This window comes from Tenacibaculum sp. ZH5_bin.1 (genome assembly GCF_042865525.1).
Taxonomy (GTDB): domain Bacteria; phylum Bacteroidota; class Bacteroidia; order Flavobacteriales; family Flavobacteriaceae; genus Polaribacter; species Polaribacter mesophilus.
Genome location: NZ_JBEGIO010000001.1, coordinates 447,788 through 465,522 on the forward strand (window position 1 = coordinate 447,788; position 17,735 = coordinate 465,522).

At 29.1% G+C, this 17,735-nt stretch carries 20 protein-coding genes; 8 read left to right on the forward strand and 12 right to left on the reverse strand.

The annotated features are described in order from the left end of the window. Window position 1: 1 nt before the first annotated feature. Window positions 2-661, reverse strand: coding sequence for a hypothetical protein (locus ABHQ57_RS02070; RefSeq protein ID WP_047788067.1), 660 nt, complete (start codon window positions 659-661; stop codon window positions 2-4). Between the two features lie 228 nt (window positions 662-889). Then, window positions 890-1,885 carry an NAD(P)H-dependent glycerol-3-phosphate dehydrogenase gene (locus ABHQ57_RS02075; RefSeq protein WP_167712592.1) on the reverse strand — a complete coding sequence of 332 codons (996 nt, stop codon included), beginning with the start codon at window positions 1,883-1,885 and terminating at the stop codon, window positions 890-892. A 98-nt stretch (window positions 1,886-1,983) separates the two neighbouring features. On the opposite strand from ABHQ57_RS02075, the gene dut reads away from it, so the two are divergent. Then, window positions 1,984-2,415 carry a dUTP diphosphatase gene (dut, locus tag ABHQ57_RS02080; protein WP_167712593.1) on the forward strand — a complete coding sequence of 144 codons (432 nt, stop codon included), beginning with the start codon at window positions 1,984-1,986 and terminating at the stop codon, window positions 2,413-2,415. 87 nt (window positions 2,416-2,502) lie between these two features. Here the strand turns inward: dut and recA are convergent, their stop codons facing one another. Beyond that, complete coding sequence (recA, locus tag ABHQ57_RS02085; RefSeq protein WP_047788064.1) at window positions 2,503-3,510, reverse strand: recombinase RecA; 1,008 nt, start codon at window positions 3,508-3,510, stop codon at window positions 2,503-2,505. Between the two features lie 114 nt (window positions 3,511-3,624). Between recA and ABHQ57_RS02090 the strand changes: the two genes are divergently transcribed. Together ABHQ57_RS02090 and ABHQ57_RS02095 are read left to right on the forward strand one after the other, a co-directional pair. Continuing rightward, window positions 3,625-4,200, forward strand: coding sequence for a pseudouridine synthase (locus ABHQ57_RS02090; protein WP_167712594.1), 576 nt, complete (start codon window positions 3,625-3,627; stop codon window positions 4,198-4,200). Window positions 4,201-4,231: 31 nt separating this feature from the next. Beyond that, window positions 4,232-5,821, forward strand: coding sequence for a T9SS type B sorting domain-containing protein (locus ABHQ57_RS02095; protein ID WP_167712595.1), 1,590 nt, complete (start codon window positions 4,232-4,234; stop codon window positions 5,819-5,821). On the opposite strand, the gene ABHQ57_RS02100 is transcribed toward ABHQ57_RS02095, so the two are convergent. The 4 genes from ABHQ57_RS02100 to ABHQ57_RS02115 form a co-directional block, all read right to left on the reverse strand. Continuing rightward, complete coding sequence (locus ABHQ57_RS02100; protein WP_047788061.1) at window positions 5,818-6,258, reverse strand: GNAT family N-acetyltransferase; 441 nt, start codon at window positions 6,256-6,258, stop codon at window positions 5,818-5,820. The two genes, ABHQ57_RS02095 and ABHQ57_RS02100, sit on opposite strands and share 4 nt — an antisense overlap. Next, window positions 6,258-6,689, reverse strand: a complete 432-nt coding sequence (gene rpiB / locus ABHQ57_RS02105) for a ribose 5-phosphate isomerase B (protein WP_073182358.1) — start codon at window positions 6,687-6,689, stop codon at window positions 6,258-6,260. Before rpiB ends, ABHQ57_RS02100 begins: the two co-directional genes overlap by 1 nt. A gap of 684 nt (window positions 6,690-7,373) precedes the next feature. Further along, complete coding sequence (locus tag ABHQ57_RS02110; protein ID WP_164505163.1) at window positions 7,374-7,538, reverse strand: hypothetical protein; 165 nt, start codon at window positions 7,536-7,538, stop codon at window positions 7,374-7,376. A gap of 75 nt (window positions 7,539-7,613) precedes the next feature. After that, window positions 7,614-8,525 carry a diacylglycerol kinase family protein gene (locus ABHQ57_RS02115; protein WP_167712596.1) on the reverse strand — a complete coding sequence of 304 codons (912 nt, stop codon included), beginning with the start codon at window positions 8,523-8,525 and terminating at the stop codon, window positions 7,614-7,616. Window positions 8,526-8,641: 116 nt separating this feature from the next. Between ABHQ57_RS02115 and rnr the strand changes: the two genes are divergently transcribed. From rnr to ABHQ57_RS02135, 4 genes are all read left to right on the forward strand, one after another. Beyond that, window positions 8,642-10,837: a ribonuclease R gene (gene rnr / locus ABHQ57_RS02120; protein ID WP_159488703.1), complete on the forward strand. Its 2,196-nt coding sequence runs from the start codon at window positions 8,642-8,644 to the stop codon at window positions 10,835-10,837. A 19-nt stretch (window positions 10,838-10,856) separates the two neighbouring features. After that, a complete protein-coding gene (locus tag ABHQ57_RS02125; RefSeq protein WP_159488701.1) occupies window positions 10,857-11,477 on the forward strand; it encodes a hypothetical protein in 621 nt (206 codons plus the stop codon). 78 nt (window positions 11,478-11,555) lie between these two features. Further along, on the forward strand, window positions 11,556-12,233 hold the full coding sequence (locus ABHQ57_RS02130) for a head GIN domain-containing protein (protein ID WP_047788360.1): 678 nt from the start codon (window positions 11,556-11,558) through the stop codon (window positions 12,231-12,233). A gap of 33 nt (window positions 12,234-12,266) precedes the next feature. Continuing rightward, window positions 12,267-12,458 (forward strand): twin-arginine translocase TatA/TatE family subunit, encoded by a 192-nt coding sequence (locus ABHQ57_RS02135; protein ID WP_047788056.1) that lies wholly within the window; start codon window positions 12,267-12,269, stop codon window positions 12,456-12,458. Window positions 12,459-12,522: 64 nt separating this feature from the next. Here the strand turns inward: ABHQ57_RS02135 and ABHQ57_RS02140 are convergent, their stop codons facing one another. Then, a complete protein-coding gene (locus ABHQ57_RS02140) occupies window positions 12,523-12,840 on the reverse strand; it encodes a heavy metal-binding domain-containing protein (RefSeq protein ID WP_167712597.1) in 318 nt (105 codons plus the stop codon). 2 nt (window positions 12,841-12,842) lie between these two features. After that, a complete protein-coding gene (locus ABHQ57_RS02145) occupies window positions 12,843-13,769 on the reverse strand; it encodes an SPFH domain-containing protein (RefSeq protein ID WP_047788054.1) in 927 nt (308 codons plus the stop codon). 131 nt (window positions 13,770-13,900) lie between these two features. Here ABHQ57_RS02145 and ABHQ57_RS02150 point away from each other — a divergent pair, with 131 nt between their 5' ends. Continuing rightward, window positions 13,901-14,299, forward strand: coding sequence for a DoxX family protein (locus ABHQ57_RS02150; protein WP_167712598.1), 399 nt, complete (start codon window positions 13,901-13,903; stop codon window positions 14,297-14,299). A 143-nt stretch (window positions 14,300-14,442) separates the two neighbouring features. On the opposite strand, the gene ABHQ57_RS02155 is transcribed toward ABHQ57_RS02150, so the two are convergent. From ABHQ57_RS02155 to ybeY, 3 genes are all read right to left on the reverse strand, one after another. Continuing rightward, on the reverse strand, window positions 14,443-15,336 hold the full coding sequence (locus tag ABHQ57_RS02155) for a class I SAM-dependent methyltransferase (RefSeq protein ID WP_389862108.1): 894 nt from the start codon (window positions 15,334-15,336) through the stop codon (window positions 14,443-14,445). A gap of 61 nt (window positions 15,337-15,397) precedes the next feature. Beyond that, entirely contained in the window at window positions 15,398-17,275 is a 1,878-nt protein-coding gene (mnmG, locus tag ABHQ57_RS02160; RefSeq protein WP_167712600.1) for a tRNA uridine-5-carboxymethylaminomethyl(34) synthesis enzyme MnmG, read from the reverse strand. Between the two features lie 31 nt (window positions 17,276-17,306). Beyond that, a complete protein-coding gene (ybeY, locus tag ABHQ57_RS02165) occupies window positions 17,307-17,723 on the reverse strand; it encodes an rRNA maturation RNase YbeY (RefSeq protein WP_159488693.1) in 417 nt (138 codons plus the stop codon). Window positions 17,724-17,735: the final 12 nt, after the last annotated feature.

A 17,735-nucleotide genomic window follows, 5' to 3' on the forward strand; every position in this document is an offset into this window, starting at 1 on the left:
ATTAATTTAATTTCAAATCCATTAAAATTGCAAATGTTTCATTTACATCTCTTTCTTTTACTACTATAGTCATTTCATGTGTTGTAGAAATTACTTCTTGTACCGCTATATTTGCCCAAGCAAATTGTTTTAAAATAAAATAGTATATACCTGATTGATCTAAGTTTCCTTTTGGTAGTTTTATAGTTATAGAAGCTAAATCGTTTACATTATTAATTAATGCTTCTTTCTTAAAAATTTCTTCAACAAAAGGTTGTAAGTTTTTACTTGTTACAATATTTGTTTCAAAAATACCTTGTGAAACCGTTAAGAAATAATCTTTACTATCTGCTGATTTACTTAAAATTTTAGCAATTTCTTTTAATAAAGACGTTGTATTTTTGAATGTAAAATCACATAAATCAGAACGGACAATCACGTCACCCAAATTTAAAGCAAGTCTTTTAATATTTTTTCTAACTCTCAATTCATTTGCTGGAGATAACCTGTTAATAGCCATCATTACAGCACCTACTTTTACTTCTTTTTTTAAAAGTTTAGAAACTTCAGGTAAAATTTCTCTTGCTAACGATGACACATTAATTAACTTTTCATTAAGAGCCTCCTCTATGAAAGGAGTTTTTCTGATAGTTATTTCAACAGCTTCTTGAATTGTTTTCATTTTTTGTTTAATTTTAAACCAAAGAAACAAAAATAAAACTTATAGTAAAATTATTTCATAATTAAAATATCTAATATTTTTAATTAAAAACTTTGTTAATCAGAATTTTAATCTAAATTTGTTACTATTGTATCTTGTATACAAGACCTATACACAACTAAATATAGGAGCGATTGATGGGGCTTCTTAATTTTTATTAAGAAGGATTATTTGTACAAATGCAAACAACTAATCTAATCTATTTGTTAACTTTAAAAACTCATCTTTCGCTTCTTTCTTGTCGTATAAAACGTTATAAACAGCGTTGATTATTGGAGTTTTAGCTTTGTTTTTTTGATTAATTTTATAGGCACTTTTTGTTGCATAGTATCCTTCAGCAACCATACTCATTTCTAACATAGCAGATTTTACGGTATAGCCTTTTCCTATCATATTTCCAAACATTCTATTTCTACTAAATGTAGAATATCCAGTAACTAATAAATCACCTAGGTATGCTGAATTGTTAATATTGCGCTTCATTTTATGAATCTTTTTAATAAAGCGTTTCATTTCTCTAATACCATTACTCATTAATACCGCTTGAAAATTATCTCCATAGCCTAAACCATGAGCAATTCCTGCAGCTATAGCATAAATATTTTTTAACATCGCTGCATATTCAGTACCAATAATATCATCAGAAATTTTAGTTTTAATATAACGTCCTGAAATAGCTTCACTAAGTTTTTTTGCTTTTTCTTCATCTTGACAAGCAAGTGTTAAATACGATAAGCGTTCCATTGCTACTTCTTCTGCATGACATGGTCCAGATATTACCCCAATATTTTCATATGGTATATTGTATTTTTCATGAAAATGTTCGCCAACAATTAATCCTGATTCTGGTACAATTCCTTTAATGGCTGAAAAAATAACTTTATTCTCTAAAGAAGCAGTAAGTTTTTCTAATTCTCCGTTTAAAAAAGCAGAAGGAACGGCAAAAATTAACACGTCATAATTTTCTACAATGTAATTTATATTTTCAGACAAATCTAACTGTTCAGGATGTAACTCTGCAGAACTTAAATAACTAGGATTATGTTTGTTACGTTTAATATGTTCAATAGCATATATGCTGCGCATATACCAACCAATAGTTTCTAAGTTTTCAGATAACATTTTAACAATAGCTGTTGCCCAACTTCCACCTCCTAAAACGGCTATTCTAGTTTGATTGCTCATAAGTAGTATTTGTTTGTAGTACAAAATTAAGAAATCTATAATCGACTCTCTAAACTTAAAGGTTATTATATTTGAATTTTAAAAACTATATGAAACATATGAACGTACAAATCATAAACAAATCCAAACATCAAACACCAACTTATGAAACCGAGGGATCTGCAGGAATGGATTTACGTGCTAATATAAACGAAGCAATTATTTTAAAACCCTTAGAAAGAGCAATTATTAAAACTGGATTATTTATTGCGCTTCCTGTTGGGTATGAAGCTCAAGTTCGTCCACGTAGTGGACTCGCAGCCAAAAAAGGGATTACCGTATTAAATTCTCCTGGTACAGTTGATGCTGATTATCGTGGAGAAATTGGGGTGATTTTAGTAAATTTATCTAACGAAGATTTTACAGTTAACGATGGTGAGCGAATTGCGCAATTAGTTATTACAAAACACGAACGTGTAAACTGGCAAGAAGTAGAAGTTTTAAACGAAACTGAACGTGGTGCTGGTGGTTTTGGTAGTACTGGAATTTAAACACATATCTTATTCTTTCTAAAGAAAAAAAGCTGTTGAAGTTTTCAACAGCTTTTTAGTAATAGTTAGAACTTTTAAATTTAAAACTTAATCTTGATTTTCAATAGCATCTTTTATTTTATTTTCTAACTCTTCCATTAATTCAGGGTTGTCTTTAATAACACCTTTTACAGCATCTCTACCCTGACCTAATTTAGTGTCTCCATAACTAAACCATGAACCACTTTTCTTTATAATTCCGTATTCTACTCCAATATCCAAAACTTCACCAACTTTTGATATTCCTGCACCATACATAATATCAAATTCTGCTTGTTGGAATGGTGGAGCTACTTTATTCTTTACAATCTTAACTTTAGTACTGTTACCAATTACTTTATCCCCATCTTTAATTTGTGTTCTACGACGAATATCTAAACGAACAGATGCATAAAACTTTAAAGCGTTACCTCCTGTTGTAGTTTCTGGGTTACCAAACATAACTCCAATCTTTTCACGTAATTGGTTAATAAATATAACTGTACAGTTTGTTTTACTAATTGTACCTGTTAATTTACGTAGAGCTTGTGACATTAAACGTGCATGTAATCCCATTTTAGAATCACCCATTTCACCTTCAATTTCAGATTTTGGTGTTAATGCTGCAACCGAGTCAATCACTACAATGTCAATAGCTCCCGAACGAATTAAGTTATCAGCAATTTCTAATGCTTGTTCTCCATGATCTGGTTGGGAAATAATTAAATTATCAACATCTACACCTAAACTTTCAGCATAAAAACGATCAAAAGCATGTTCCGCATCAATAAAAGCAGCAATACCTCCTGCTTTTTGAGCTTCTGCAATTGCATGTATTGTTAAAGTTGTTTTACCTGATGATTCTGGTCCGTAAATTTCTATAATTCTTCCACGAGGATACCCTCCTACTCCTAAGGCTAAATCTAATCCTAAAGAACCTGACGATATTGCATCTACATCTTCTACTTGGCTATCTCCTAACTTCATTACGGTTCCTTTACCGTAAGTTTTGTCTAACTTATCTAGTGTAAGTTGAAGCGCTTTTAATTTCGCTTCTTTTTCTTTATCTGCTGCCATAAATCGTACTAATTATTTTAAGTAATAAGAACGGCTAAGTTATGAAAAACTAGCTTTAGTATCCTATCTTTTTATGTTACATTTTGTAATATTGTACTTCTTAAAAAAGAAAAGATGTCAAACCATCGTCACTTCATGATTTACAAACCTTATGGTTTTTTATCACAATTTATTACGAATCAAAAAAAAGGAGGTAAACACAAATTGTTAGGTGAATTATACAATTTTCCTGAAAAAACAATGGCTGTTGGTAGATTGGATGTAAAATCTGAAGGTTTATTATTACTTACAACCGACGGAAAAGTAAGTGATTTTATTACTACCAGAGGTGGAGTTGAAAAAGAATATTATGTCCAGTTAGACGGAGCAATTACTTCAGAAGCTATTGATCAATTAAAAAATGGGGTTGAAATTGGTTTTGACGGAAAGAAATATATAACTAAAGCTTGCAAAGTCAGAGCAATGGATACGCCAGATTTACCTGAACGTTCTAAAAAAATTAGAGATGCTCGTCACGGTCCTACTCCCTGGATATCAATTACCTTAACCGAAGGAAAATTCAGGCAAGTACGTAAAATGACCTCAGCTGTTGGTTTTCCTACACTTCGTTTAGTACGTGTTCGTGTAGGTGACATTAAATTAGGTAATATGCAAGTTGGTGAAGTTAAAGAAGTTGAGGAATTGATTTAGTTTGTTACTTTTACAGCTTTATAAAAAAGCTATGAAAAAATATATAACTCTTTTACTTTTCTTTTTTACTTTATTTTCTTACTCACAAAATACTTATGTACCCGATGATAATTTTGAACAATTTTTAATTGATTCAGGCTATGATTCTGGTCCTTTGGATAATTATGTTTTGACTAGTAATATTGAAACAATAAAAAAATTAGATCTAGAAAATAAGAATATTAGTGATATGACAGGTATTCAAGATTTTGTTTCTTTAACATACTTAGATTGTTCTGATAATTTTTTTACCAATATTGATGTTAGTCAACTTATTAAATTAGAAACCTTAATTTGTGGTGCAGGTAATCTAAATACATTAGATGTAACAAATAACACTTTAATAAAGTTTCTTTCTGTTAATGATTCAAAACTTTCTAGTATAAATGTTACCAAGAATATTAAATTAGAGCACTTTGTTATTTATGGTAATAATCTTAGTGACCTAGATATTTCAAATAATCTTAAATTAAGGTTTTTAAGTTGTTCAAGTAATAATCTTACTCAACTAAATACTTCTAACAATCCCGATTTATATTGGTTGGATATTTATTTTAATAAAATATCAAGTTTAGATTTAAGTAATAATTTAAAATTAGCAAGATTAGATTGTTTTAATAACTCCATTAAAGAGTTAAATTTAATTAATAATAAAGAACTAACATTTTTAAACTGTAGATACAATCAATTAACTAATCTTGATATAAGAAACAATAACAACACTAATATTTTATCAAATAGTTTCGATTTAAGATATAATCCTAACCTTACATGTGTTTTAGTTGATAATGTAAACTATAGTATAACAAACTGGACTCAAATAGATGATAATACTGTTTTTAAAGAAAATACAAATGAATGTAACCAAACTACATGTACTATTACAGTAGATACTTTAAATGATGTTATCACCTGTGATAATTACTCTTTACCTAGTTTATCTGATGGAAAATACTATACTGAATCTAATGGAAATGGAAATCGATTGAACCCTGGAGATATTATAAATAAATCTCAAACAATTTTTATTTATAACGAAGATTCAAGTAATCCTTCTTGTTCAATTGAATCTTCATTTATGGTTACTATAAACAATTCACCTGATGTTGATATTTTAAATGATGTTTTTGCTATTAATGAATTTACTTTACCTAATCTAATAAATGGAAATTATTATACTGAATCTGGAGGAAATGGAAATCAATTAAATTCTGGAGATATTATTACTGATTCTCAAACAATTTATATTTATAATGTAAACCCTATAAATACTAGTTGTAATAATGAAAGTAGTTTTACCATTCTTATAGAGGAAGAAAGAGATGTTACCATTACAAACTTTTTTACTCCAAATAACGATGGTAACAATGATACTTGGATTGTAAACGCTAATAACAATCTTATTAAAGAAATTTATATTACTGATAGATTTGGAAAGATAGTAGGTAAAATTAAACCAAACACTATTGGTTGGAATGGTTTATACAATGGAAAACCACTTCCAAGTACTACATACTGGTATCAAATAATTTTTACAAACGGAGAGGCTAAAAATGGTGCTTTTGCTTTAATTAGAAACTAATTTCTAACCATTCTTATATGCGGAATACCATCTTCTAAATAACCTTCACCTATTTGTTTAAATCCGTGAGATTCGTAGAATTTTTGCAAATAGGTTTGTGCAGAAATCGTTATGGTAGTTTCATTGTAGTTATCAACAATAGCTTTTATGGATGCTTTAATCAAATCGTGTCCGTAACCATATTTACGTTCCGTTTCTTTAACTACTACCCTACCAATACTTGGTGTATCAAAATATTCACCACTATTAAATAATCGTGTATAAGTTACTATTTTACCTTCTTTAACTCCTATAACGTGTAAAGCCTTTTGATCTTTACCATCAATATCTTGATACACACAATCTTGCTCAACAACAAAAACTTCAGAACGTAATTGCAAAAGCTCATACAGTTCTGAAGTTGTTAATTCTTGAAATCTTTTTACTATAAAATTCATTAACAGCAAGCTATTTTATTTACTCTATTCGCGTGACGACCTCCTTCAAATTCGGTAGATAAGAAAATCTTTACAAAACCTAAGGCTTGTTGTAACGAAACAAAACGCGCAGGAATTGTTAAAATGTTAGCATCATTATGCTGACGTGTTAATTCCACCAATTCATTGTTCCAACACAAAGCTGCACGAACTCCCTGGTGTTTGTTAGCGGTCATTTGCGCTCCATTACCACTTCCACATAAAATAATTCCCATTTCTGCTTGTCCTGTCTCCACAGCTTCAGCAGCTGGATGAATTGTATCTGGGTAATCCATACTATCGGTTTCATTCGTACCAAAGTTGATTACTTTATGCCCTAATTCTTCTAAAAGTTTAACTATTTCAAATTTGTATTCGGTGCCTGCGTGATCATTTCCTACAGCGATTGTCATAATTTGTTGATTTTAATTCAGTTGTGAATTACAAAAATACAGTTATTCACGGTTATCAACAGTAATTAACAATGCTTTTTTTAGCATTCTTAATAACCTATTTAAAATTAAGAAGTTAAGCTATATTATCAAATTGTTAAGAAGTAATAGTATATTCTGAAAAGAAAATTTGATTTTCTAGATATTTTTTACAATACAAGAACAAGAATTAATTATGCAACTTTTTTTTTGAGATTTTAATGAACATTTATCAACATTAAATTAACCCTTTTTTTACATTGAAAAGAATATTAACTATTCAAAATTTTCAGTGAATTGCTGTTTATAACTTTTGTTAATAACTCTATTTTATAGTTGATTTTTAAAGTTTTATTTAACTAATAACTTGTTTATTTATTTTAATAAGTCACTTCACCAAAAATAAAATCCACTTTTTATGCTACATATTAACACACTATAATAACAATCATTTCTTTTTTTAAATTTTTAAAATCTCTTTTATTAATAATATAATATGTTAATAACAGTTTTTTTGAAGTTTGAGTTTTACAAATTCTTCTACTAATCATTTACTGATTTAAAAAAACTAGTGTAACCTTTTTGTCTTCTTTTAGGGCAAATTGCAAAAAATAAGGCGTAAATACTACGTTTGTTGAAAAGTGATAATAAGTGAGTAAAAAAGGCTTATACGGCTTTCTTAGAAGCTTTGATAAGGTAAATAGTATCTTTAGTTACTACTTCTGAAGGAGTTTTTTTATTTAAAGTTGTATTTATACTCACTACTGTTACGATAATTCCTGTAATGAATATGAAAATAAACAGTGCTATTATTTTGCGTAAGTTTTTCATTTATAACGACTTTCTTACTATAAAGACGTATGAATTTAAGAAACGTTACAATTTTATTAAGTTTTTTTTAACTTTTTAAGGAATAACTATTTGAATAGCACTTTTTAGAATACTAACTTTAACTTGTCCTCTACCTATTAACTCACCATCTGCTTGAATATAAGGAAGTTCATCATTGTTTTTGGGAGTTATTAACAATGAGTTAGCCAAATGCGTTTCTACTTTTTTATGCTGAAGAATTTTTCCGTTGTATAATTTTTTAATTGAAAATAGTAAGTCCCAAAAGGACAGATTTTTAGCTATTGTTATATCAAATAAACCATTATTAGAACCTTTATAATCAGTTAATTGCATACTTCCTGCCGAATATTTACAAATACCAAACAAAGTCATTAAACACTTTGTTTCAACAGATTTATTGTTAATAGTTATGTTAAAAGTAGTTTTTTTGTAGAGTAATAAACCCGCTATCCCACTCAATAAGTAGGCTATAGATCCAAATCTCTTTAATTTATTCAACTTATTAGCAACATATCCGTCATAACCAATACCAGCTACATTATTAAAATAGGAAGAAGTATCAGGTAATTCTAAGTAACCGATGTCTTGAAAAATAGTTTTTCCGTGTTTTATTAAACTAACGGCAGCTTTTATATTCTTAGGTATATTATAAGTTTTAATCCAGTCATTACCAGTACCTAATGGAATAACAGCAATAGTTATTTCTTCAGGTTTTATAGTATTTTGAGTCATAATTCCGTTAATAACATGATGTAAAGTACCATCACCCCCAACAGAAATTATTTTCTTATAACCTTTGTTAATAGCTTGTTTAACAATAATTTTTTCGTGATTTGAATATTCAGTTTTTGCATATTCATAGGTTATATTATTAAATTTTAATTCCTGTTGAATATCTGACCAATATTTATTGAACTTACCATTACCAGCTACAGGATTAACAATAACAAACCAAGAATTATTCATACTATCACTTTAAATAAAGATTGGAAAAGTACGAAATCAATTTATAACAGTTATTTAAATTACTAGCATTAATTTTATTCGTACTTTGGTTGAAAATTAAATAAGACGAAAGATTAATGACTAGAAAGAAAAAAATCTACAAAAAAAAGGGTAAAGTTATCAAAGATCTTACCCGTAACATTTTCAAAATACTTAACGAAGACAGTAATAAATATTACAATTACAAACAGATTGCTTCTAAATTGAAAGTTTCTGATACTGATGGTAAAAATCAGATTATAAAAAAATTAGCAGAATTAACAGCTAATAAGAAAATTAAAGAAGTTGATAGAGGTAAATATCAAATAAATGAAGACCGTAAATACCATGTTGGTACTTTAGATGCTACCTCTAATGGCAATGCTTATTTTATTTGTGATGATTTTGAACACGATATTTTTGTGCCTTCAGTAAATTTAGGAAAAGGTTTACATAACGATACTGTAAAAGCCTATGTGTATAAAAAGCGAAGAAGCAATAAACTTGAAGCTGATGTTGTAGAAATTATTGAGAGAGCAAAAACTGAATTTGTTGGTGTATTACAAATGAATAAAAATTTCGGATTTGTTATACCAGATAGTACTAAAATGTATGCAGACATTTTTATTTCTCAAAGTAAATTAAATGGGGCAAAAGATGGTGATAAGGTTGTTGCTACAATGACTGATTGGCCAGAGAATTCTAAAAATCCGTTTGGAAAAATTACTCAAGTTTTAGGAAGACCAGGAGATCACGATACAGAAATCCATTCTATTTTATTAGAATATGGTCTACCTTATGAATTTCCTACTGAAGTAGAGAAAGAAGCATCTGAATTACCTATTGAAATTACTAAGGAGGAAATAGCTAAGCGTAGAGATATGCGAGGAGATTTAACATTTACCATAGATCCTAAAGATGCTAAAGATTTTGACGATGCTTTATCATTTACAAAACTTGAAAATGGTAATTATGAAATAGGTATTCATATTGCTGATGTTTCTCATTATTTACAACCAAAAACTGTTTTAGATGATGAAGCTTATGATCGTGCTACATCAGTATATTTAGTTGATAGAGTGGTACCAATGCTACCTGAAATGTTAAGTAACGGAGTTTGTTCTTTACGACCAAATGAAGAAAAATTAACTTTTTCAGCAGTATTTGAAATAAACGAGAAAGCACATGTTATTAACCAATGGTTTGGAAGAACTGTTACTTATTCTGATAAACGCTTTGCTTATGAAGAAGCACAAGCAATCATTGAGAATAAAAATAATATAATTCCTGCTGATGTTTCTTTAACTGGAGAAGTATATGAAGTTGATGAAACTATTGTTGAAGCTACATTAAAACTTGATGAACTAGCTAAAAAAATGCGTAAAAAGCGTATGAAATCAGGAGCTATTTCTTTTGATAGAGTTGAAGTTAAATTTCATTTAGATGAAAATGCTAACCCTACAGGAGTTTTCTTTAAAGAAGCTAAAGACGCTAATAAACTAATTGAAGAATTTATGTTATTAGCAAACAAAAAAGTAGCTGAATTTATAGGGCTTTCTGCAGGGAGACCAAGTAAGAAAACTTTTGTTTATCGTGTACACGATGAACCAGATGTAGAAAAACTAGCATCGTTACAAAATATTGTTAGTAAATTTGGATATAAAATCAATACAGAAACACGCCAAAAAACATCGGATAGTTTAAATAAATTATTATCAGACGTTCATGGCAAGGGAGAAGCCAACATGGTAGAAACCTTAGCCATTCGTTCAATGAGTAAAGCTGAATATACTACACAAAATATAGGTCACTATGGTTTAGCTTTTGATTATTACAGCCATTTTACTTCACCAATACGTCGTTATCCTGATGTGATGACACATCGTTTATTACAACACTATTTAGATGGCGGAAACTCACCAAAAGCCGAAATTTATGAAGAAAAGTGTAAACATTCTTCAAAAATGGAAGAATTAGCTTCAAAAGCTGAAAGAGATTCCATTAAATATATGCAGGTTAAATACATGCAAGATCATAAAGATCAAGAATTTGAGGGAGTAATTTCAGGTGTTACAGAATGGGGAATTTATGTTGAAATAAAATCCAATAAATGCGAAGGTATGGTACGTATTAAAGACATTAAGGATGATTATTATATCTTTGACGAAAAACAATATGCTGTGGTTGGACAGTCAACTAAAAACATTATTCAATTAGGGGATGAAGTTGTTGTAAAAGTAAAACATACCGATTTAGAACGTAAACATTTAGATTTTAACTTAATATCACATTAAAAATTATATATAAAAAACTATGAAAATTTGGATTACTACTGAAGAAGAAAAAAATAATATTTATCTAATTGCTAATAAGAAATCCCTGTGGATAACAGAACAACCTGTTGAAGTTGATGTTAGTAATCTAATTTCAGAACAGAAGTTAACAAATACTACTATTATAAGATTTGAAGAAATAAAAGAAATTTTATTAAATGATACAGATCAGATTATAACAATTAGTTTAAAGGATGATAAGGAAAATGAAATTGAAATAATAATTAATTCAGCTACTTATTCAGAAATTAAAACATATTTATTAAATAATTTAAAAGGTATAGTAGTAAAAAATTATTCACTTTTCAAACAAATTAAATCTTATATATTTGGTTTATTATTATTTGGAGTTGTTACCTGGATCCTACATAACACTGCTCTAAGTTTACAAAATGGTGAAACATTAAACACAAGTGGCAGAAGAGGTTTAATAAAAAAAATATTTGTAGGAGTAGCAGACTTTTTGGGACCAACTGGAGTATTAATAATTGGAGGAATTTTTATACTTATTTTTATAGTAGGCCTTGTTAATACAATTAAGAAACCTAAAGTAGGAGAAATTATAAAATTTAAGAATAATACAGAATTAATATTCAGTTAAAAACAATATTTTTAAGTATTTACCTTTATAGTATTGGTATAATTATTGGTTATACTCAATTAACTAATGGAATTTATTATGAAGAAGTTAGCAATATTAAGTTTGTTCTTGATGACCGTTTTAGCATCAGCTCAAACAACCATAACTAAGAATTTAGGAGACTTTTCAATAGTAAAAGTGTACAATGGTATAGATTTAAAACTAGTAAAATCTGATGAATCTAAAATAATAGTTACTGGCGAAAAAACAGACAAAGTTAAAATTAAGTTGGATGGAACGACCTTAAAAGTATTATTAAGGTTCCCAGAAACTACTGCCGATGGTAAAGTTAAAGCAACGTTATATTACAATAAAACTTTATCAATTATTGATGCAAATGAAGGAGCAACGATTACAGGTAAAGACATTAACCAACAAAAAGTCGAAATTAGAGCTCAAGAAGGAGCTTTTATCAACCTTGTGGTGAATGTTAAGCATTTAAATGTAAAAAGTTCTTCAGGAGCGGTTATTAGGCTTTCTGGAGCAACAAAGAATCAAAATGTTAATGCTGATCTAGGAGGAATGTATCACGGTTACAAATTATCGGTAGAAGAAATGACAGCTGTAAAAGCAGGATCTGGTTCTAAGGTTGAAGTACAAGCTGGAGAAACCTTAGATGCTAAAGTATCGTTTGGAGGCTCTATTTTTTATAAAGGAAAACCAGAAGTATTTAGAGACAAAAAAGTAATTGGCGGAGTAATAGAACACCGAAGTTAATTTTGTATCTTTGTAGCGCAAAATTTAATAAAAATGAATTTACTTACTATATTTTTAGGAATTATTGGACCATGGCAAATAGCTATAGTCGTTGCATTAGTATTATTATTATTCGGAGGAAAAAAAATTCCTGAATTAATGAGAGGTTTAGGTACTGGTATTAAAGAATTCAAAGATGCCACTAAAGATGAAGAGAATACTGATAAAGTAGAAGAAAAGAAATAAGATCATTATCTTATTAACAATAAAAAGAAAACCGAAACATTTAATGTTTCGGTTTTTTATTTAATTAAAGTTTTACCGCTGTTCCAGAAGCAGTAACCATTAACATGCCTCCATTGGCGCCAACGGTTTCATAATCTAAGTCGATTCCTATAACTGCATCAGCTCCCAATCTTAGAGCTCTCTCTTCCATCTCTTTCAAAGCTATTTCTTTAGCTTCTCTTAGAACTTTTTCATAAGAACCAGACCTACCTCCTACTATATCTCTAATACCGGCAAAGAAGTCCTTAAAAATGTTTGCACCTATAATTGTTTCACCAGTAACAATACCTAGATATTCTTTAGCTGGTTTATTTTCTATTGAAGGTGTAGTTGATAGTATCATAATTATTCTTTGTCTTTATTTTCTTGTGCTTTCTTCATTGCCTCACCTATTTGATTACTTGCTGTAAAGCTAGCTACCATATCATTTAACATATTACTACCTGCTTGTGGTGAATTTGGTAGTAAAATTAAGTTACTGTTAGTTTCTTCACCAATTGATTGTAAAGTATCGTAGTGTTGTGTAACAACAATTAAAGCTGATGCTTCTTGACTGTTAATTCCTACTTTATTTAAAACTTCAACAGATTCTTCTAAACCACGAGCAATTTCTCTACGTTGATCAGCTATACCTTGTCCTTGCAAACGTTTGCTTTCAGCTTCTGCTTTAGCTTTTTCAACAATTAAAATACGTTGTGCGTCTCCTTCAAATTGAGCTGCGATTTTTTCACGTTCAGAAGCATTAATACGGTTCATTGCTGCTTTTACTTGTGCATCCGGATCAATATCAGTTACTAAAGTTTTTATAATGTCATAACCATAATCAGCCATGGCATCATTTAATTCAGTTTTAACGGCGATTGCAATATCATCTTTTTTAACAAATACATCATCTAATTTCATTTTAGGTACTTCTGCACGTACTACATCAAATACATAAGATGTAATTTGATCGTGCGGATAATCTAGCTTATAAAAAGCATCGTACACCTTATCACGAATTACTTTGTATTGTACAGAAACTTTTAACTTAACAAATACATCGTCTAAGGTTTTTGTTTCCACAATTACATCTAGTTGTTGAATTTTTAAACTCAACTTACCAGCAATTCTATCCACAATAGGAATTTTTAATTGTAAACCAGAATGACGAATGCTTTGAAAGCGACCAAAACGCTCAATAATAGCTGCTGTTTGTTGCTTAACAATAAAGAATAATGATAAAAATACTAGAATCCCGATAACAATAACCGGATACATATAAATTGACATAGTTTTTAATTTTTAAATGTTAGTAATTTTTTTGATAAAGATACTATTTAATAGTAGATAATTATTAGACGAATTTTATTTGAATTGTTACAATTCTTATTTAAAATTTATATTTGTAAAAAATCAATTATATGGAACTTATACAACAAAGCATAACAGAAATCTTACTTTTACTTTTTTTAATCGTTACTTTTTTACAATCCGGAATAGATAAGGTAACAGACTGGAAAGGAAATTTATCTTTTATCAGAGGGCACTTTAAAGACTCTCCCTTAAAAAATTCGGTTCCTCTTTTACTTGCTATAATTTTAGTAATGGAATTATTAGCTGGTGCATTAATGTTTGTTGGAATTTTTCATTTATCAACAACAGGTAACCACAATATAGCTTTAATTGGTGCTGAGTTATCAGCAGTAACTTTAATCTTTTTATTAATTGGTCAGCGATTAGCAAAAGACTATGCAGGAGCTATGACATTAGCAGTTTACTTTATAATTGCAATTTTAGCTGTTTATTTATTAAATAGATAAAAATTATATATATTCATATTTAATATAATTTTTGATTATTTAAAAACCTCTTAAAAAGTGCTTTTTAAGAGGTTTTTAAATTTTAGTAAGGTATTTGTATATTTTATTTTTAAAAGTAGTTAAAAACAATGTTAAATTAAGTTTTAATTGTTTTTTAAGATGTAAATCAAAGAAGAATACTCACCAGAACGATTTGCTTTAAAATTTGATTTCAATCCAGTTAAAAAAGCACGAATTGGTCTTGATTTTTTTGTTTTATATTTTTCAGATAATAAAGAAACATAAAAAGAATCAAATTTCATTGGAAGTGTTTTTTCTACTTTCATTTCAACCAATGAAAATATTTTTGAAATTGATATTCTTGAAAAATGCCACAAGTGTCTTGGAACATCATAAGCTGCCCAAAATTCTTTGTAGTGTTTTGCATCAAAGCTTTTATGATTAGGAACAGCAATAATTAAAACACCATTTGTTTTTAAAAGTGATTTTAATTGTTGTATGTATTCTGTTAAATTAGGAATATGTTCTAAGACATGCCAAAGAGTAATAACATCAAATTGTTTGCCTTCTATTTTTGAAAGATCTTTTAAAAGATTTATGTTTTTATTTTTAGCAAAACTTCTTGCTTTTTCAGAAGGTTCAACACCAGCAATTTTCCAACCACCATTTTCACATACTTTTAAAAAATCACCAGTACCAGCACCAACATCTAAAATTAATTTATCTTCTGTGTTAAAAGAGTTAATTAATTTTAGTTTCTTTTTTAAAGTATAGTTTTTTACAAACTGATATGTTTTATCAAAAAGAGATGTTTTATTATCTGTATGTGAAATATAATTTTCACTAACATAATATTTATCTAAATTATTAGGTACAGGTGAAGTTACTAATATATCGTATTCTTCATTTTTCATTACCTCATAACTTTCTTTAGATACTGTATGATCGATACAATTTAAAAAAGGTTTTAAGTCTTTATATAACTTTTTTTCTGTAATCAAATTAATATGTTGTGTTGAGTGTTCCTTGTGGAACATTAGTTTTAATCGAACAATTATACATAAAAAAATAAAACGTTCCACATGGAACGTTTTATTTTTATCTACCCATATATACAAGTAATACAGATATATCACTTGGTGATACGCCACTTATTCTACTTGCTTGTGATATTGAAGTAGGTTGTATTTTAGATAACTTTTCTCTAGCTTCATATGATAAAGATTTCACTTTACTATAATCAAAAGTAGCGGGAATAGGCACGTTTTCTAATCTATTTAATTTGTCTGCATTATTCTTTTCTTTTTCGATATAACCAGAGTATTTTAAGTGGATTTCAACTTGCTCTATAATTTCATTATCAATTTCGTTTTCCTGAATATAATTTTCAAGCCTATCAATAGATCTAAAATCAGAAAACGTTAATTGAGGTCTAGCAGCAATTTTATACAATTTCATAGATTGATTAATTGTTGCTAAATTTTTCTCTTCTAGAATAGGGTTGATATCCTCTTTTGTTACACTCAATCCTTTAATATAATCGATTAAGTTTTGAGTCTTATTTTTCTTCTCTTCTACTCTATCCATTCTTTCTTGAGAAGCCAATCCTAATTTATAAGATTTTTCTGTTAAGCGTAAATCTGCATTATCTTGTCGTAAAAGAGTTCTATATTCTGCACGAGAAGTAAACATACGATAAGGTTCCTCGGTTCCTTTTGTGATTAAATCATCAATTAAAACACCTATATAGGCTTCGCTTCTTTTTAGAATAAAAGGCTCTTTATTTTGAGTTTTTAATGCTGCATTTACACCTGCCATTAAACCTTGAGCAGCTGCTTCTTCATAACCTGTTGTACCATTAATTTGACCAGCAAAAAATAAGTTCTCAATTAATTTAGTTTCTAAGTTGTGTTTTAATTGTGTTGGTGGAAAATAATCGTACTCAATTGCATAACCGTATCTAAAGAATTTTACGTTTTCAAATCCAGGAATAGAACGAATGGCTTTGTCTTGAATATCTTCAGGAAGTGATGTTGAGAATCCATTTACATAAATCTCAACAGTGTTCCACCCTTCTGGTTCAACAAAAATTTGATGACGTTCTTTCTCTGCAAAACGATTGATTTTGTCTTCCACAGATGGACAATAACGTGGTCCTGTAGATTTAATTCTACCATTAAACATTGGTGAGCGTTCAAAACCTTCACGAAGTAAATCGTGTACTTCAGGATTGGTGTAAGTAAGATAACAAGAACGTTGTTTTGTTAATGTTTTTGTAATTGGTAAATAAGAGAATTTTTCTGGAGCATCATCACCAGGTTGTTCGGTCATTTTACTATAATCTAATGAGCGACCATCTACTCGAGGAGGAGTTCCTGTTTTCATTCTGCCAGCTTCAAAACCTTTAGCTACTAAATCTTCAGTTATACCAGTTGAAGCTCCTTCTCCTGCTCTACCACCACCAAACGTTTTTTCACCAATATGAATCAATCCGTTTAAAAAAGTACCTGCTGTAACAATTACTGTTTTAGCTTTTATTTCTAAACCTAAGGCAGTTTTAACACCAATAATTGTATCGCCATCAAATAATAATCCATTAACAGAATCTTGATAAAAATCCAAATTATCAGTTTGCTCTAACATGGTTCTCCAGCACTCTGCGAATTGCATTCTGTCTGATTGAGCTCTTGGGCTCCACATAGCTGGCCCTTTAGATTTATTTAGCATTTTAAATTGAATCGCTGTCTTGTCAGTTACAATAGCGCTATAACCTCCTAATGCATCAATTTCACGAACTATTTGCCCTTTTGCAATTCCACCCATAGCAGGATTACAACTCATTTGAGCAATGTTTTGTAAGTTCATTGTAATTAACAAAGTGTGTGCTCCCATGTTTGCACTTGCCGCAGCTGCTTCGCTACCAGCATGTCCACCTCCTACTACAATTACATCGTATGTTGTATTAAATAAACTCATTTTTTTACAATCAGTTCCACGTGGAACTCTTTTATTTTTTATCTAAAATTTCTAAACATTCATTTTCTTTAGAGCGCATAATTTGCTTCTCTTCATCAGTCTTATCTTTGTATTTCATGTAATGTAAAATACCATGAATTATTACGCGGTGTAATTCATTTTCAAAAGAAGTATTAAACTCCTTTGCATTCTCTTCTACTCTTTCTACTGAAATAAAAATATCACCTCCAACTAACTTACCTAACGTGTAATCAAAACTAATAATATCAGTTAATGTATCGTGTTGTAAAAACTCAACATTTATTTTATGTAAATAAGCGTCATCACAAAAAATATAGTTGATTTCTCCCAATTCAAAACCTTCTCTTTCGATACATTCTTGTATCCATTTAGAAGTATTTTCTTCATTGTTTAATTGAAACTCGGTTTCGTAATTAAATGCGATCATTTTTTTATAATC

Bases quoted from the DNA above. Each gene is read 5' to 3' on its own strand.
- ABHQ57_RS02155 (WP_389862108.1), bottom strand. From the start codon at position 15,336: ATGTTCCACAAGGAACACTCAACACAACATATTAATTTGATTACAGAA.
- ABHQ57_RS02130 (WP_047788360.1), top strand. From the start codon at position 11,556: ATGAAGAAGTTAGCAATATTAAGTTTGTTCTTGATGACCGTTTTAGCA.
- ABHQ57_RS02095 (WP_167712595.1), top strand. From the start codon at position 4,232: ATGAAAAAATATATAACTCTTTTACTTTTCTTTTTTACTTTATTTTCT.
- rnr (WP_159488703.1), top strand. From the start codon at position 8,642: ATGACTAGAAAGAAAAAAATCTACAAAAAAAAGGGTAAAGTTATCAAA.
- ABHQ57_RS02135 (WP_047788056.1), top strand. From the start codon at position 12,267: ATGAATTTACTTACTATATTTTTAGGAATTATTGGACCATGGCAAATA.
- dut (WP_167712593.1), top strand. From the start codon at position 1,984: ATGAACGTACAAATCATAAACAAATCCAAACATCAAACACCAACTTAT.
- ABHQ57_RS02125 (WP_159488701.1), top strand. From the start codon at position 10,857: ATGAAAATTTGGATTACTACTGAAGAAGAAAAAAATAATATTTATCTA.
- ABHQ57_RS02150 (WP_167712598.1), top strand. From the start codon at position 13,901: ATGGAACTTATACAACAAAGCATAACAGAAATCTTACTTTTACTTTTT.
- recA (WP_047788064.1), bottom strand. From the start codon at position 3,510: ATGGCAGCAGATAAAGAAAAAGAAGCGAAATTAAAAGCGCTTCAACTT.
- ybeY (WP_159488693.1), bottom strand. From the start codon at position 17,723: ATGATCGCATTTAATTACGAAACCGAGTTTCAATTAAACAATGAAGAA.
- ABHQ57_RS02140 (WP_167712597.1), bottom strand. From the start codon at position 12,840: ATGATACTATCAACTACACCTTCAATAGAAAATAAACCAGCTAAAGAA.
- ABHQ57_RS02070 (WP_047788067.1), bottom strand. From the start codon at position 661: ATGAAAACAATTCAAGAAGCTGTTGAAATAACTATCAGAAAAACTCCT.
- ABHQ57_RS02090 (WP_167712594.1), top strand. From the start codon at position 3,625: ATGTCAAACCATCGTCACTTCATGATTTACAAACCTTATGGTTTTTTA.
- ABHQ57_RS02075 (WP_167712592.1), bottom strand. From the start codon at position 1,885: ATGAGCAATCAAACTAGAATAGCCGTTTTAGGAGGTGGAAGTTGGGCA.
- ABHQ57_RS02115 (WP_167712596.1), bottom strand. From the start codon at position 8,525: ATGAATAATTCTTGGTTTGTTATTGTTAATCCTGTAGCTGGTAATGGT.
- ABHQ57_RS02100 (WP_047788061.1), bottom strand. From the start codon at position 6,258: ATGAATTTTATAGTAAAAAGATTTCAAGAATTAACAACTTCAGAACTG.
- ABHQ57_RS02145 (WP_047788054.1), bottom strand. From the start codon at position 13,769: ATGTCAATTTATATGTATCCGGTTATTGTTATCGGGATTCTAGTATTT.
- mnmG (WP_167712600.1), bottom strand. From the start codon at position 17,275: ATGAGTTTATTTAATACAACATACGATGTAATTGTAGTAGGAGGTGGA.
- ABHQ57_RS02110 (WP_164505163.1), bottom strand. From the start codon at position 7,538: ATGAAAAACTTACGCAAAATAATAGCACTGTTTATTTTCATATTCATT.
- rpiB (WP_073182358.1), bottom strand. From the start codon at position 6,689: ATGACAATCGCTGTAGGAAATGATCACGCAGGCACCGAATACAAATTT.